This is a genomic window from Marinomonas sp. SBI8L (assembly GCF_001624705.1).
In the GTDB taxonomy this organism is placed as follows: Bacteria; Pseudomonadota; Gammaproteobacteria; order Pseudomonadales; family Marinomonadaceae; genus Marinomonas.
Genome location: NZ_JSEO01000012.1, coordinates 60,987 through 75,625, shown reverse-complemented (window position 1 = coordinate 75,625; position 14,639 = coordinate 60,987). Strand labels below are relative to the sequence as shown.

Here is a 14,639-nt window from a genome sequence, read left to right as displayed (position 1 = left end):
AACTCATTTGCAAAAATTGTTTGAATGGTTTTTTCTTCAACGAGCAACACTGTCAAACTTGTAAACTGCCAACATCTAAGCCCATAAACTTATGTGGAGAATGCCAGAAAAAGCCACCTCAATATAACCAGCTGCTTAGCCCGCTCGTTTATCAAGGACACACAAAAACCCTGATAACTGGACTCAAGTTTTCAAGTAAATATCAAAACACTCAGGTTTTATGCCACTTCTTAGCTCAAACACTACAAGACCATTATCAAGCAAACAGCAAACCATGGCCTCAAGCACTTATCCCAGTTCCTAGCCATATAAACAGAGTGCGCCAAAGAGGCTTCTGTCATATGACACTACTAAGTCGCAACCTATTAGCTCAGCTCGCCATAGACCTTCCTTTATCAAACAAACTGCTAGAAAAAACGCTGGACACCGCACCTCAACACGATCTAAACAAGTCGCAAAGGCACAAACTCAAACCTAAAAGCTTTCACTGCCCAAGTGAAGTTCCTTCCCATGTAGCTTTATTTGATGATGTCATCACCACAGGCTCAACCATAGATGCGTGCATCACAAAATTAAAAGAGGCAGGCGCAACAAAAGTCGATGTATGGAGCCTAGCGAGAACACCTGCAAAGGGAGACGAAAGCAACTAATAGATTTTTGTGACTAGCTCAGTCAAAAGAGTTTCGCTAAGATTGCCCAGATAAAATCAGCATGAGAAGGCGCACACTAATGACAGCTCCCATCCAAACAGCAAACAAAGATCAGCACTCAGAGCTAGTCGAACTTGATAAACAGCTGCTATGGCACCCCTACACCTCAATGAGCACACCCATTGCCCATTACCTAGTTGAAAAAGCCCAAGGCATGCAAATTCAACTAGCAGATGGTCGATACTTAATTGACGGCACGGCATCATGGTGGAGTGTTATTCACGGTTATAACCACCCTAGAATAAGCCAAGCAATGAAAACTCAAATCGACAACTTCTCTCATGTCATGTTTGGCGGTTTAACTCATCAACCCGCCATCGAGCTTGGTCAAAAGTTAATACATCTAAGCCCAGAAGGACTGGAGCGGGTATTCTTTAGCGACTCAGGTTCAGTCTCTGTCGAAGTTGCTTTGAAAATGGCAATTCAGTATTGGCACACTCAAGGCAAACCGAATAAACAAAAATTCGCTACCCCAAGAAGCGGCTACCATGGAGACACTTTTGCCGCCATGTCTGTGTGTGATCCCGTCAATGGTATGCACGGCCTATTTAATCAAGCCCTCACACCACAACACTTCGTGAGCCCACCACCTGCAGGTTTAGAGAAAGAAGTTGACCCTACTTACCTAAATGAGATACGCACTCTCTTTAAAGAATCAGGTGAAAAAATTGCAGGTTTCATTCTTGAACCCGTTGTACAAAACGCAGGAGGAATGCGTTTTTACAACCCTGCATACCTCACCGAAATACAAGCCCTTTGTGAAGAGTTTGAGATTCTTTTTATTCTGGATGAAATAGCAACTGGCTTTGGTCGCACAGGTAAGATGTTCGCTTGCGACCACGCCAATGTTAGCCCAGATATCATGTGTGTCGGCAAAGCACTAACGGGTGGTAACTGCTCGCTGGCAGCCACTCTAACCAACGACAAGGTTGCTCTTGGCATAAGCGATAATGATGGTGTTTTCATGCATGGCCCAACCTTTATGGGTAACGCCCTTGCATGCAGTGCAGCCAATGCAAGCCTTGAGCTTTTGATGGAGTACGACCTTGAAGCCTTAATTGGCAATGTAGAAAGCAACTTACATTCTGCCCTAGAAGCTTGCAGAGAGCTTGATAATGTCGCTGACGTTCGTTGCCTTGGTGCCATTGGCGTGGTTGAACTAAAAGAAGCCGTCAATCAAAAAATCATCCAACCTATGTTGGTTGACGAAGGGGTTTGGGTAAGACCTTTTGGAAAGCTCGTTTACCTAATGCCTCCTTTTGTTGCCCAAAAAGCAGATCTAGACAAACTAGGATCAGCAATCTTCAATGTACTAGCAAAACTCAATAAATAATTCCCTCTCGATAATTTTCGAGTAATTCATTTAATCAAAAAAGCCCTGAGCCAAAAATTAGCTCAGGGCTTTTTTATCAATCTTATGACAGGTTAAATTAGCCTTTAAAACGCTCAGCTAGGTTCACTTGCTCATAAACTTCTTCTTCAATAGCTGTAATAGCAGCAACCGAGTTTTCAGCTCGTCCGATACTCTTACTGTTTAATTCAGTTACTTCACCCATTTGTAGATTCAAGCTTTCTGCCACTTGCTCCTGCTGATGAGCAGCTACATTAATTTGAGAAGTCATATCAACTATTTTCATAATAGCTTCTTCAATTGATGTCATATTCAAGGCCACTTGCTCAATACGATCAACACCTTGCTTAGCAACCTCTGTCCCTTGATCAATTGTCTTTAACACAGCTTCTGTATTTCGCTTAAGCTCTTCAGTCATTTGATTGATATTCTGAGTCGCTTGCTGAGTTCGAGTTGCCAATGCTCGCACCTCATCAGCGACGACAGCAAAACCACGACCCGCTTCACCTGCACGTGCCGCTTCAATTGCAGCATTCAAAGCAAGTAAGTTGGTTTGTTCTGCAATATCACTGATAGAGTTCACCACCTCATTAATGGTATCACTCTCTTTCGCCAAAACATCGACTACTTTTTTAGCGTCATTAATTTCACTATAAACCTGACGTATTGTACTACCAGTCTCTTCTGCCAATGTCTGACTACTTCGTGTTTCTGCACATACTGACTCTGTTGCTTCAGCTGCAGCATTAACATTTTGTGCTACCTCTTGAATACTGGATAGCATTTGTGCGCCACCAGCAGCAACCGCATCGAATTTACTATTTTGCAGAGCAAACCCTTTAAGGTTCACTGACACACCATTTTTAACTGTACTAGCACGCACAGTAAGGTTTTTCGAACTTTCTAACAATCTATGGCGGAAGGTATTTCTTGCAGCTTCCTGGTGTAGCTGAGCAAAACTTAAAGCCGCTTTCGCACCTACCCTTTTACAATATAAATACTGCCCAACCACATTATGAGACTCTACTGGAATTGCCTTTAAACTTTCATCCAAACCTGTGCGCTGTTGAAGTACAGCAAATAAACCAATTGCACCAGCAATCACACCAGCAACCTGCGCCCAAACAACACCAGTCCCAAGACTGATCAAAATGAGGACAAGCAAAGATAAAATTGAAGGAATAAAACTTGATTGGAAAAAAGAGGCTAATTTAACAGAGTTAGGAACAATAGGTTTCCCTTTATTTACTCTGTCGTAAAGACCTTGAGCATGCAGGGCTTCTGCTGCTGTCGCTTTACGACGCACAGATTCATAACCAATAACACTACCATTATCAATCAAAGGGCTTACATGAGCACTCACCCAATAATGGTCACCGTTTTTTGAACGGTTCTTAACAATACCAAGCCAGCAGTTTCCTTTCTTTAGATTAGCCCACATATCGGCAAAAACAGCCGGAGGCACATCAGGATGACGAATCAAGTTATGTGGCTGATCCATCAACTCTTCTCTAGAGTAACCTGCTATTTCACAGAATTCGTCATTTACGAAGGTGATTTTTCCCTTAATATCTGTACTAGAAACAAGCACATAATCAGCAGGGAAAGCCGTTTCTTTGTTTGTCGCTGACATCTTACGCATAAGTTTTCTCGATATTATTTTATTATGATCACCCATATTTAAAAGGGCGTTATTCTCTTCACATTAAAATAATTCTAAACCATTAACTAAGCTAGATAAATCAATATCGCTTTACTAAAAAAAACGTATATTGCCAATCTTTTTCCTTATTCATCATCAAAATCTTGATATGCATCGGGAGATAGATCTTCGAAACGGGTGAACTTACCAACAAATGACAAACGACATGTACCAATCGGACCGTTACGCTGTTTACCAATAATGATTTCAGCAACCCCTTTATAAGGCGTGTCTTCGTTATAAACCTCATCACGATATACAAATGAAATAATGTCCGCATCCTGCTCGATCGCTCCAGACTCACGCAAGTCCGAGTTAACTGGGCGCTTATTTGGTCTATTCTCCAAGCTTCGGTTAAGCTGAGAAAGCGCTATCACAGGGCACTCCATTTCTTTCGCAATGGCTTTTAAGGAACGAGAAATCTCAGAGATCTCATTGGTACGCCCTTCGCTATAGCCAGGAATCTGCATCAATTGAAGGTAATCGATCATGATCAGGGCCACCTTACCATCACCATGTTCACGTGCGATTCGCCTAACCCGAGAACGCATCTCCGTCGGACTAATGCCGGCGGTATCATCAATAAATAACTTTCTGTCTTTTAACATTTTTACTGCAGACATAAGCTTATCCCAATCTTCTTGCAACAACTGACCAGAACGCATGCGCGTTTGATCAATTCGCCCCAAAGAAGAAAGCATACGCATCATCAGCTGTTCGGAGGGCATCTCCAAACTAAATACAATAACAGGCATATCAGTAATCATGGCGGCATTTTCAACCAAATTCATCGCAAAGGTTGTTTTACCCATGGAAGGACGACCCGCCACGATAACCAAATCCGACTTTTGTAGCCCTGACGTCATATCATCGAGATCGGTAAAACCAGTACTCAATCCCGTAATTGCACCCTCTTGATGGTAAAGCTCATCAATCTTATCCACGGTAGCACTTAAGATATCTGACGCAATTCGCGGCCCACCCTTCTTATCACCACCCTCAGCAATTTGGAAGATTTTACGCTCAGCTTCATCTAACACTTCTGCAGCAGTTAAACCTTCAGGATGAAAGGCTCGGGTAGAAATCTCATTCGTTGTGGTAATCAAACGTCTTAATACTGAGCGCTCACGTACAATATCCGCGTAGCTTGCAATGTTAGCCGAACTAGGTGTCGCCTCAGCCATCTCGATGAGATAAGTCATCCCACCGACATCTTCAAGCTCACCACGCTTATCTAGCTTTTCGCCTATGGTAACAACATCAATAGGCTCAGATTCATCAGCAAGCTTTGCGATAACGGCAAAAATTTGTTTATGCTCTGGACGATAAAAGTCATCAGATACAACCAATTCAGATACTTTATCCCATGCATTTGGGTCAAGCATTAAGCCACCCACAACAGAACGCTCAGCCTCAACCGAATAAGGCGGCAACTTTATTGCACTCACATCTGAATTTTCCAAATCTACACCATTAAGTAATAATCAGCTTAATCACAAAACAACTCACCTTATATTAAAAGTAAATTGCTCTTCATATAAAAACACCATAAAAAAGGGCAACTGACGAAACGTCAGCTGCCCTATTTTGCAGTCTGTTATTCAGAATCTCAACGATTACTGAGCAACAACTTCCAAAGTAACAGTTGCAACTACTTCAGAGTGTAGTTGAACGTCAACTTCAAAAGAACCAGTGTGGCGAATAGCGCCTTCTGGTAGACGTACTTCTGACTTAGATACTTCTGCAGTAGCAGAGATCACGTCAGCGATATCGCGAGTACCGATAGAACCGAATAGTTTACCTTCATCACCAGCATTTGCTTCGATTGTGAAAGTTTTACCATTCAATTGTTCAGCACGTGCTTGCGCAGCAGCAGTACGTTCTGCAGCTTGAGCTTCTAGCTCAGCACGACGCTCTTCAAAAGTTGCAATGTTAGCTTTCGTTGCCATTACAGCTTTTTTGTTCGGAATCAAAAAGTTACGAGCATAGCCTGGTTTTACGACAACTTGGTCACCGATACCACCTAGCTTAGTTACTTTGTCGAGTAGAATCACATTCATCTCGATCACCTCTAAATAATCATTAGCTTTAGTCAGAAGTGGGCGCTGCACCAGAAATACGACTGCGAATATCAACAAAACTATCAACAATAACCAATACAATCAGTATATTGACGATATAAGCGTTTAATATAAACAATCCTACTAGGTAAAAAGCAATCAACCCAACTTTCCCAATATTCTTTTTCGCAAACACACCATGTACTAACGCTAGCCCTACAAGGACAAAAATAGGAATAACTATGTGAGCAAGAAACTGAAATGATTCACCCAAGCTTTCGCCTAAAAGAACCATCACTGCAAATGTTAATGTTAATGGCAAAGCCAACCTTAACTGCAAAAATTCTTTTGCCAAACCACCTGGGTTATATAACTTTGACTGCCAACTCCTAGCAAGGAAAACAGCCGCAATTGATATACACATTTGTGCCACAGACATAGAAACGACAAGTTCTTGATACAAGCTCTCATCACTTACACCTGTCACCTTCATCTGGGAAAACAACTCTTTCATCATCTCAAGAAGAAGATCGAGCACACCAGACATGAGCAAAGGGAGCGCAAAAACGTTAACAACAGCAATTACCACTGCTATTACAAACAAAGCCCCCCAGGACACGGTAGTTCTTAACACATAACTAAATAAGGCAGCTTGAACCAATATTAAAATGGTCGTCGCATCACCTTGAAAGACCCACAGCAATAAGGCTGTTAGACCTCCCCACGCAAATACAGATATGCCTTCTGCAACACCTTTTCTAAGTACCACCAAGCCTTGAATTGCACCGGCTATAAAAACAAGTAAAGGAATGGCACTAAACGCCGCGACGCCAATAATGGCATTCATTCGGCGATTCATTACCCATTGCGCTAATTTACTCATTAGGTACTTAAAACCACATTCTTAGTTGAAGTGGCTATCAGTGTATGGCAATAGTGCGATGTAGCGAGCGCGTTTGATAGCGGTCGCTAGCTGACGCTGGTAACGTGCCTTAGTGCCAGTAATACGGCTAGGTACAATTTTACCAGTTTCAGTAACATAACCTTTAAGTGTGTCTAGATCTTTGTAATCGATCTCAACGGTACCTTCTGCTGTAAAACGGCAGAACTTACGACGACGGAAAAAACGAGCCATGAGGATCTCCTAAATTAATAAATTACTCTGCAGATTTTTCTTCAGCAGGTGTTTCAACAGCTTCTGTACGTTCTTGACGCTCTTCGCGTGGTGCGCGACGGTCTTCACGGCTTTCAGCAGCTTTAATTGGAGAAACTTCAGTTACCGCACCTTTACGACGGATCACCAAGTTACGGATGATTGCATCGTTGTAGCGGAAAGTGTCGTTTAATTCAGACATAACAGCTTCAGAAGCTTCGATGTTCATAAGAACATAGTGAGCTTTGTGAATTTTGTTAATTGGGTAAGCTAATTGGCGGCGACCCCAATCTTCTAGACGGTGTACTTGACCACCATCTTCAGTGATTAGGTTAGTGTAACGCTCAACCATCGCTGGAACTTGTTCGCTTTGATCTGGATGAACCAGAAAGACGATTTCATAATGACGCATTGAAGCTCCTTATGGGTTCTTAGTCTCCGAAGCTCCCCCGTTAAAAGCTGTGAGACAAGGAGTGTATGATTTACGGGGTGGCGCATTATATAACACAGATCTTAAAAAACCTAGCCAGAATCTTGGGTAATGCCTGCTTATTATGAAATCTGTGAGATTTGATTGAAAGATTGCTTATTTTTTGACAGTTTAAGCCTATATTAATGAGCGATTTTCTGGGACTATGCTCAAAATTTTTAAAACAGCCTAAACATACTGAAGAAAAGGATCTTTTCATGAGATATCTACCCAAGCTTGCCTTAATCAGTCTAGTTGCGTCATCTTCAGCTATGGCACAGACAATTCCCCCTTGGACTCTTGGCGCAATTGCAACGACTAGCTCATCAGTTCACCTTGATACTGATGAAGAAACACAAGTTTGGCCATTAGTTGTGTATCAAGGAGAGCACGTTTATTTTCAAGGGATAGAATTGGGATATCGACTTCTCCCTTTACAATCATTCCAAAATATTAGTTTTGGCCTAAGTCTTGAGAATGAAAATTATGACCCTGATGACTCAGACAATGCCGATGTACAAAAACTAGATGATAGAGATTTAACCCTTATGACAGTTGCCGCATACAGAATTGGCCCAGTCACATTTAAAGCAGGGCAAGATGTATTAGGTGAACATGATGGTTTTTTTGGGGAAGTCACAGCAAAACTAAGATTAAAAGTAAATGAAATTGGTGTTTCTCCCGCTATTTCATACCGTTACTTAGACAAAAAGCTCAGCAACCATATCTATGGCATAAGCCAAGCAGAATCTGATAGAACAGGCGGAAATATCGCTGCATATAATTCAGGCAGCACTCAAAAAGTTAGCTTTTCTCTAGCGATGAACTTCCCAATGACAAAAACAGCCTTCTTAAACCTTAAACTAACGCACAACCGCTACAATGACATTACCGACAGCCCTATCGTCGAAGATGACACTAGCAACGCAATCAGTTTAGGGGCTTTTGCTCGTTTTTAACTGATTTTTACAACCATTTAGCCAACTCAACGTTTTGAACTTATGCCTGTACAAAATAACAACCAAAAGGCCGTAATATACGGCCTTATTTCTGTCTTCTTTTGGTCAACCGTTGCAACGGCCTTTAGCATTTCTTTAAAACATTTAGAGCCAGCTCAGCTTCTTTTAATTGCGAGCATCACCTCGTTCATTTTTTTACTGACATTGGTTCTAATCAAAAAACAAGCTCATCTATTAATTCATGAAGCTCAAAAAAGCTACAAGAGCTCACTTTTTTTTGGCGCGATTAATCCATTTATTTACTATCTAATCTTACTGGCCGCTTATGATTTACTGCCGGCTCAAGAAGCTCAAGCAATTAATTACACTTGGGCAATCATGCTTAGCCTTCTGGCCGTCCCCATAATGAAACAAAGGCTAACGTCAAACGACATAGTTGCTGCCCTTTGTTGCTATTTTGGCGTTCTTGTTATTGCAACTCAAGGACACCCTCTAAGCTTAAACTTTGGTAACTTAACTGGCGTTTTACTAGCCTTACTGAGCACCATTATCTGGGCTCTGTACTGGCTATTTAACACCAAGGATACTCGACCTAGTTTAATCGGGCTTACGCTAAACTTTGCCTTCGCCATTCCTATGATTTTCATTTATTGCTGGGCAAACGGAAACCTCACAAACTGGCCTATAGAGGGGATTTTAGGCGCTTTTTATATAGGTTTATTTGAAATGGGGATTACTTTTGTCCTTTGGAACCAAGCGCTTAAACTGACAGATAAAGCCAGTCGTATTGCCAACTTTATTTTCCTGTCCCCCATACTTTCTATTTTCTGGTTGTCACAATTTGCGGGCGAAACCATTCAAAGCTCAACAATAATAGGGTTAGTTTGTATTCTTCTCGGACTTAGTGCTCAAAACCTTCGCAGAGCAAAATCTCAAACATAGTAATGAACGAACACTAAACTTAACGACTTGATAAATAAGTCGTCAAAAGGACGCTCGAAAAAATCAACAACATGCCTGAAATAGCAAACAGATCAGGCACATGCCCCCAAATTAACATTCCCCATAAACCGCTAAACACCACTCCAATATAGCTTACTGGCGACACTATACTGGCAGGTGCAAACCCATAAGCCAGAGTGTAAAGATACATAGCAAAATACAAGGTTAGGCCAACTATCATGACATGCGGAATGAGATGAAGCGGCAAAGTTAAACTTACACCATCATACAGAGACAAAAGCAAAGATAGGCAAGCCGAAATCAGGAAGTATATTGTCATGGTTTCTTTTGGCCTAACATTTTTAGACAACATACGAGTTGTTACCATGGAAAGCGCTAAACCAATAGCAGAAAGAAAACCAACAAGTTGCCAAGGGTCAAACTGATTAGGTGTCGGCTTTATAATCAAAGCCACCCCTATAAAGCCCAATAATAAAGGCAGCCAGCGAGAACTAGGCACTCTTATTTTATGAATTAATAAGACAACAATAGGAACACATAAGGGAGCACATGCCCTCAGCATAGAAGCTTCGACTAGAGGAATGTGATTTATCGCAAGATAAAAAAAGTAAAAACCTAAAAAGCCAGAAATACTCCGAAAGAAGTGTGTCTTCCATATATTGATCGGATGTCGCTTCCAATATCCTTTTTGTTGAGGCAACAATAGCAGAACACAAATTACACTTTGCCAGAAAACCAATACAGAAACTGCCACCTCTTCTTGTACCAGCTTAGCTACCAAGCTGGTAACAGACATAATAAAGGCATAAGCCAAGGTAGCCAGTACCCCTTTAGCTAAAAGGCTCTGTTTCAAAAGTTAACTCCAAACTAGGATAAAAGGCTCATATAAAATATCAATAATTTAAATAACGCATTAACACAGGCTGCTCATCAAGTTGCTCCAATACCTCTACTCCTTGATGCAGTACCACCTTACCCTTTTCTATCAGTAAAAGTCGCCCTCCCACTAATTTAGCCTCTTCAGGCAGGTGAGAAACAATTATGCTCGTTAAGCCTAATTGCTCAGTAAGTTCTGCAACTAAAGCTAACATTTGGCTACGCAAGCTTGGGTCAAGTGCACTAAAAGGTTCGTCCAGTAACAGGATAGATTTTTTTCTTTCCTCTTGAGCAACAACAGCACGAGCAACCGCCCTTGCAATAGCCACTCTCTGAGCTTGACCACCTGATAGCGCCTCAGGTAGTTTTGATTGCATCTGCGTTAGCTGAGTACGCTCAAGAGCCCAGATCACTGCTTCTTTTTGAATCAAATTAAGCTTTAAATTAGTCGCTAACCCAATCGCAACATTTTGCCAAACACTTAACTGCGGAAATAGATTATCACTCTGAAAAAGCGTAGTTATTGGCCTTTTCTCAGGCGATAAATCAACTAAGCTCTGACCTTGATAGTCAATACTTCCGTCCCCTTCAAGAAAGCCACCAATCAGATGTAATAAGGTACTTTTACCTTCTCCGCTTCTACCAAGTAGAGTTGTAACACCAGTATTCAGGCAAGCTTTATAATCTGCGTTAAAGCCCTCTCCATTTTGATTAAGCCACTGATATTGAACATCGAACTCAAGCATGAGATTTTCCGCCTATTAATCTGGTAGATATTGAAAAAAGAGCAAAACATAACAACACCAGAATCACAGCAATACATGCGCCCTGCTCAATACGGTAGGAACCTATTAACTGAAAAAGATAAAGCGGTAAAGAAAGCAACCCTTGGGAGCCAAACAGAGCAATAACACTCATATCCCCTAAACTTAACAACAAAGCATAAGCTGTCGCTTGAGCAACAGAATTTCGAACCATGGGCCACTCTATCTTAAGCCTCGCCCAGCCTCTTATACCTAGGCTCTGATACAGCTTGCGGTAACGCTTTTCTTGCTGATAAAAAGTAGGTAGTACAACCCTTAAGACAAAAGGCAAAGCCATTACGGCATTAACCCAAACGACCACCCAGTACGCTTGATCAAATGCTGCTATGCCAAGGTTACGCAATAATAAAAACAAACCTGTAGCCATCACCAGACTGGGCAATATTAAAATCATACCACCTAGATACTCAAGCTTATTTGGAAGCCATGACCAACCTGGTCGATCCATAGATGCCCTAGCCAAAGAAACGAAACCTACCGCTAATAACAAGCTCAAAGCAGCACTTGGAAAAGCTATCTTGATTGAAACCCACACAGCCTGCCAAGTTGCTTCCTGCCATAGCATATCTATAAACAACGGTGTAAAGATAGGTGACAAGATAGCAATAAAAGGAGGCAATAGAATCAACAAGGCCAAGGCTAAAACCCCCCAATCAAAACATTTAGCTTGAAGGCTATCCTTCACCGGAAAACTATCTAATTGCTTTAAACTAAAATCCTGTTGGTAAGCACTAGCAAACCGATAAACTAGAACAGCAATTAAGGTACAAACAAATACTTGAAGCAAAGATAAAACACTCGCCTTAGCTATATCAAATTCAAATTTAAGCGCTTGATAAATTGCCACCTCTAGAGTGCTAGATTTAGGCCCTCCCCCCAAACTTAAAACAACAGCAAAGCTTGTAAAACAAAGCATAAATATAAGTAGAAAAGCACCGGGTAAAGCTTTACGTAAATAGGGCCATTCCACCCATCTAAATAAGTTCCATCGAGAGAAACCAAGCTGATAAGATAAACGCCACTGACCTGAAGGGATCAAACTATGGGATTGAATAAGAATACGTACAGCCAAAGGCATATTAAAAAAGACATGGGCTAGCAAGATACCAAACAAACCATACAAGGGTAATTCAATGTCAGTTACAGATGTTATCCAGCCACTACGGCCATAAACCACAACTATCCCTAAGATAGCAACTATGGTTGGAACCACTAAAGAAATAGAGAAAAGTTGTAGCAAAAAATCTCGCCCCATAAAGCGCCTATGCATAAGAGCACTTGTTACAGGGATAGCAATAACAAGGCTCAATAGACTACTTAATAAAGCCTGCCAAATAGAAAATTCAAGTAATCGCCAGATATAGCGACTTGAAAGAGTTTGATGCCAATTTGAAAGGTCTTGAAAAGCAAGTAAAGCAATAAAGCTTGCAACACCAATAACGCAGAAAAAACCAATGATTAAGATAGCAGGAAGCAAACTTATAGTAAGCTTGCTTCCAAATGAACCCAATCTCATTGAGTAACTGAATCTAGCCACTCATTAATCCATTGCTTACGCTTAGCGGCAACTTGCTCGGCTGGCAAAGTCAGCACTTTAGCTGGCTGCTCAAGATCAGTAAAAGCTTTCGGTAAAGCATCACCTAGCTCAATCACAGGAAACATCCAGTTACCCGTTGCAACTTCACCTTGGAAGCCTTGAGTCAAAATAAACTGCATAAACTTATCCGCTAAGGCTTTATTCGGTGCATTTTTTAACTGAGCTGCGACCTCAACCTGAGGATAGAAACCTTCAGATGCAGGTACTGCTTTATATTTAGACTCACTCTCTACCACCATATGATAGGCTGGTGATGTGGTATAGCTTAAAACAAGATCCGCTTCACCTTTTAGGAACATGCTGTAGCCGTCGTACCAACCCTTGGTGACTGTCTTGGTATGACTTGCTAGCGTTTGCCAAGCTTTTCCAGCATCGTCACCGTAAACAGACTTCATCCATAACATTAAACCTAAGCCTGGCGTACTGGTTCTTGGGTCTTGATAAATAACAGATAAATCTTGATTTTCGACCACTTCTTTTAATGATTTAGGCACCTCGTTCAAGGTCTCGGTATTGTAGATAAAAGCGAAATACCCTTGATCAAAAGGCACAAAGTAAGAATCACTCCATCCGCCTGGTGTTGTTACCTTACTAGTATCCACATTATGCTCCGACACTAACCCGCTCGCTTTTGCCGCTTGCATTAGGTTTAAATCTAAACCTAAAAGCACATCTGCTTTTGAAGAACTCCCTTCAAGCTGCACTCTAGATAGGATTCCAACAGAAGAGTCCAAGGTGACATAATTTAAGGTACAAGCGCATTCTTTTTCAAAATTGGCCTTAATTTTAGGGCCTGGCCCCCAGTCTGATGCAAATGAATCATAGGTATAAACATTCAACGTCTTAGCTTCGTCAGCCTGTACAACTGTAGCCGATAAAGACAAACTGGCTAGGGTAGCTAGCGCTATAGAAGTAATATAAGGTGTTCGCATTGTGTCGCTCCTAAAAACAAGCCGTATCTGGCATTGTGAGCGGCGAGGCTTGAAGGCTCTCTATTTTTTGGCTTATAAAATTAAGCGCTAAAAAATATTATAAATAGAGGATCTCAATCCCTACGCCAGCATAATCTGGATCAGGTTCATTGGGTTAGCCTTTGCTTCTCAGCCCTGCATCAAAAAATAGCAGTGCACCCCATGAGATAAAAAATCGAAGCGGATTGTAACGATATTTTGAACTTAAGGCCAGTTTAGACCTCTTAATTAAGACAAGGCCATTGCCATGAAAGGCAGAATAAAAATTAAAGGAAACGATTTGATACACTCAACCCCCTCACCCAAAATCCCCAAAACATACCTAGCTTATTTATTTGACCTAGACGGCACTTTGGTAAATTCAGAGCCACTTAAAGGAAAAGCACTCGCGCTAGCTTGCCAAGACCATGGCAGCACTACGGATTACACGATTTATCAGGATGTAATGGGTCAAGATTGGCCAACTGTCACGCAACATTTCTTTGCTGCTGCGAATATAAAACCAGATTTAAATGAGTTTAATCAGCATTTCAGATTACATTACCAAACCCTTTTAAAAGAGCAACTTAGCCTTAGTAAAAACCTTTTGCCTTACCTCGAGCATTTAGCAAAATTGAATTGTAAAATTGCAGTAGTAAGTAGTGCCGCAAATTGGATGATTGAGCAAGTTTTAACTCAACTGAAACTTGAACACTTTTTTGATCTCGTCATAAGCCAAGAAGACGTTAGCCAGCATAAACCTCATCCAGAAGCGTATCTGACCGCTCTAAAAAAGCTCAATATAAAAGCAAAAGACGCCTTGGTATTTGAAGATTCATTTGCTGGAATTAGCGCAGCTCAAAAAGCAGGCTGTGATGTTATTGCCATTAAGCATGAATTTAATATTAAGAATGATATGAGCGCAGCAAAAACCTGCTTATCAGACTTTAAAGAGTTACTAGATTAGAAAATAAGAAAGAAAACCAGTAAGAGAGGCAAATTAAAGCCTCTCTTCATAACCGATA

The 14,639-nt window shown here is 41.2% G+C and carries 15 protein-coding genes and 1 riboswitch; of the genes, 5 read left to right on the top strand and 10 right to left on the bottom strand.

Annotated elements, in window-relative coordinates:
• Positions 1 to 341: 341 nt before the first annotated feature.
• Both OA91_RS24330 and bioA read left to right on the top strand, forming a co-directional pair.
• Positions 342 to 650 (top strand): ComF family protein, encoded by a 309-nt coding sequence (locus OA91_RS24330; RefSeq protein WP_157203863.1) that lies wholly within the window; start codon positions 342 to 344, stop codon positions 648 to 650.
• 79 nt (positions 651 to 729) lie between these two features.
• Positions 730 to 2,043 carry an adenosylmethionine--8-amino-7-oxononanoate transaminase gene (bioA, locus tag OA91_RS17425; RefSeq protein WP_197477836.1) on the top strand — a complete coding sequence of 438 codons (1,314 nt, stop codon included), beginning with the start codon at positions 730 to 732 and terminating at the stop codon, positions 2,041 to 2,043.
• 97 nt (positions 2,044 to 2,140) lie between these two features.
• On the opposite strand, the gene OA91_RS17420 is transcribed toward bioA, so the two are convergent.
• From OA91_RS17420 to rpsF, 6 genes are all read right to left on the bottom strand, one after another.
• Positions 2,141 to 3,703, bottom strand: coding sequence for a methyl-accepting chemotaxis protein (locus tag OA91_RS17420; protein WP_063339357.1), 1,563 nt, complete (start codon positions 3,701 to 3,703; stop codon positions 2,141 to 2,143).
• Between the two features lie 146 nt (positions 3,704 to 3,849).
• Positions 3,850 to 5,226 carry a replicative DNA helicase gene (gene dnaB, locus OA91_RS17415; protein WP_063339287.1) on the bottom strand — a complete coding sequence of 459 codons (1,377 nt, stop codon included), beginning with the start codon at positions 5,224 to 5,226 and terminating at the stop codon, positions 3,850 to 3,852.
• Positions 5,227 to 5,379: 153 nt separating this feature from the next.
• The gene (gene rplI, locus OA91_RS17410; protein ID WP_046015140.1) at positions 5,380 to 5,823 is read right to left on the bottom strand and encodes a 50S ribosomal protein L9; all 444 of its coding nucleotides are present in this window, start codon (positions 5,821 to 5,823) and stop codon (positions 5,380 to 5,382) included.
• A gap of 28 nt (positions 5,824 to 5,851) precedes the next feature.
• The gene (locus OA91_RS17405; protein ID WP_063339286.1) at positions 5,852 to 6,706 is read right to left on the bottom strand and encodes a hypothetical protein; all 855 of its coding nucleotides are present in this window, start codon (positions 6,704 to 6,706) and stop codon (positions 5,852 to 5,854) included.
• 21 nt (positions 6,707 to 6,727) lie between these two features.
• Positions 6,728 to 6,958, bottom strand: coding sequence for a 30S ribosomal protein S18 (gene rpsR, locus OA91_RS17400; protein ID WP_009835471.1), 231 nt, complete (start codon positions 6,956 to 6,958; stop codon positions 6,728 to 6,730).
• Positions 6,959 to 6,980: 22 nt separating this feature from the next.
• Positions 6,981 to 7,388, bottom strand: coding sequence for a 30S ribosomal protein S6 (rpsF, locus tag OA91_RS17395; protein WP_046015138.1), 408 nt, complete (start codon positions 7,386 to 7,388; stop codon positions 6,981 to 6,983).
• A 275-nt stretch (positions 7,389 to 7,663) separates the two neighbouring features.
• Here rpsF and OA91_RS17390 point away from each other — a divergent pair, with 275 nt between their 5' ends.
• Both OA91_RS17390 and OA91_RS17385 read left to right on the top strand, forming a co-directional pair.
• Positions 7,664 to 8,404, top strand: coding sequence for a MipA/OmpV family protein (locus OA91_RS17390; RefSeq protein WP_063339285.1), 741 nt, complete (start codon positions 7,664 to 7,666; stop codon positions 8,402 to 8,404).
• 42 nt (positions 8,405 to 8,446) lie between these two features.
• The gene (locus OA91_RS17385) at positions 8,447 to 9,346 is read left to right on the top strand and encodes a DMT family transporter (protein ID WP_063339284.1); all 900 of its coding nucleotides are present in this window, start codon (positions 8,447 to 8,449) and stop codon (positions 9,344 to 9,346) included.
• 19 nt (positions 9,347 to 9,365) lie between these two features.
• On the opposite strand, the gene OA91_RS17380 is transcribed toward OA91_RS17385, so the two are convergent.
• The 4 genes from OA91_RS17380 to thiB are packed head-to-tail and all read right to left on the bottom strand — an operon-like array spanning position 9,366 to position 13,596.
• Positions 9,366 to 10,220, bottom strand: a complete 855-nt coding sequence (locus OA91_RS17380) for a DMT family transporter (protein ID WP_063339283.1) — start codon at positions 10,218 to 10,220, stop codon at positions 9,366 to 9,368.
• A gap of 40 nt (positions 10,221 to 10,260) precedes the next feature.
• On the bottom strand, positions 10,261 to 10,989 hold the full coding sequence (locus OA91_RS17375) for an ATP-binding cassette domain-containing protein (RefSeq protein ID WP_063339282.1): 729 nt from the start codon (positions 10,987 to 10,989) through the stop codon (positions 10,261 to 10,263).
• The gene (gene thiP, locus OA91_RS17370; protein WP_231870398.1) at positions 10,982 to 12,604 is read right to left on the bottom strand and encodes a thiamine/thiamine pyrophosphate ABC transporter permease; all 1,623 of its coding nucleotides are present in this window, start codon (positions 12,602 to 12,604) and stop codon (positions 10,982 to 10,984) included. Before thiP ends, OA91_RS17375 begins: the two co-directional genes overlap by 8 nt.
• On the bottom strand, positions 12,580 to 13,596 hold the full coding sequence (gene thiB, locus OA91_RS17365) for a thiamine ABC transporter substrate binding subunit (RefSeq protein ID WP_063339280.1): 1,017 nt from the start codon (positions 13,594 to 13,596) through the stop codon (positions 12,580 to 12,582). Before thiB ends, thiP begins: the two co-directional genes overlap by 25 nt.
• A gap of 99 nt (positions 13,597 to 13,695) precedes the next feature.
• Positions 13,696 to 13,808, bottom strand: a riboswitch (TPP riboswitch).
• 107 nt (positions 13,809 to 13,915) lie between these two features.
• On the opposite strand from thiB, the gene OA91_RS17360 reads away from it, so the two are divergent.
• Entirely contained in the window at positions 13,916 to 14,581 is a 666-nt protein-coding gene (locus tag OA91_RS17360) for an HAD family hydrolase (RefSeq protein ID WP_231870397.1), read from the top strand.
• Positions 14,582 to 14,639 lie beyond the last annotated feature (58 nt).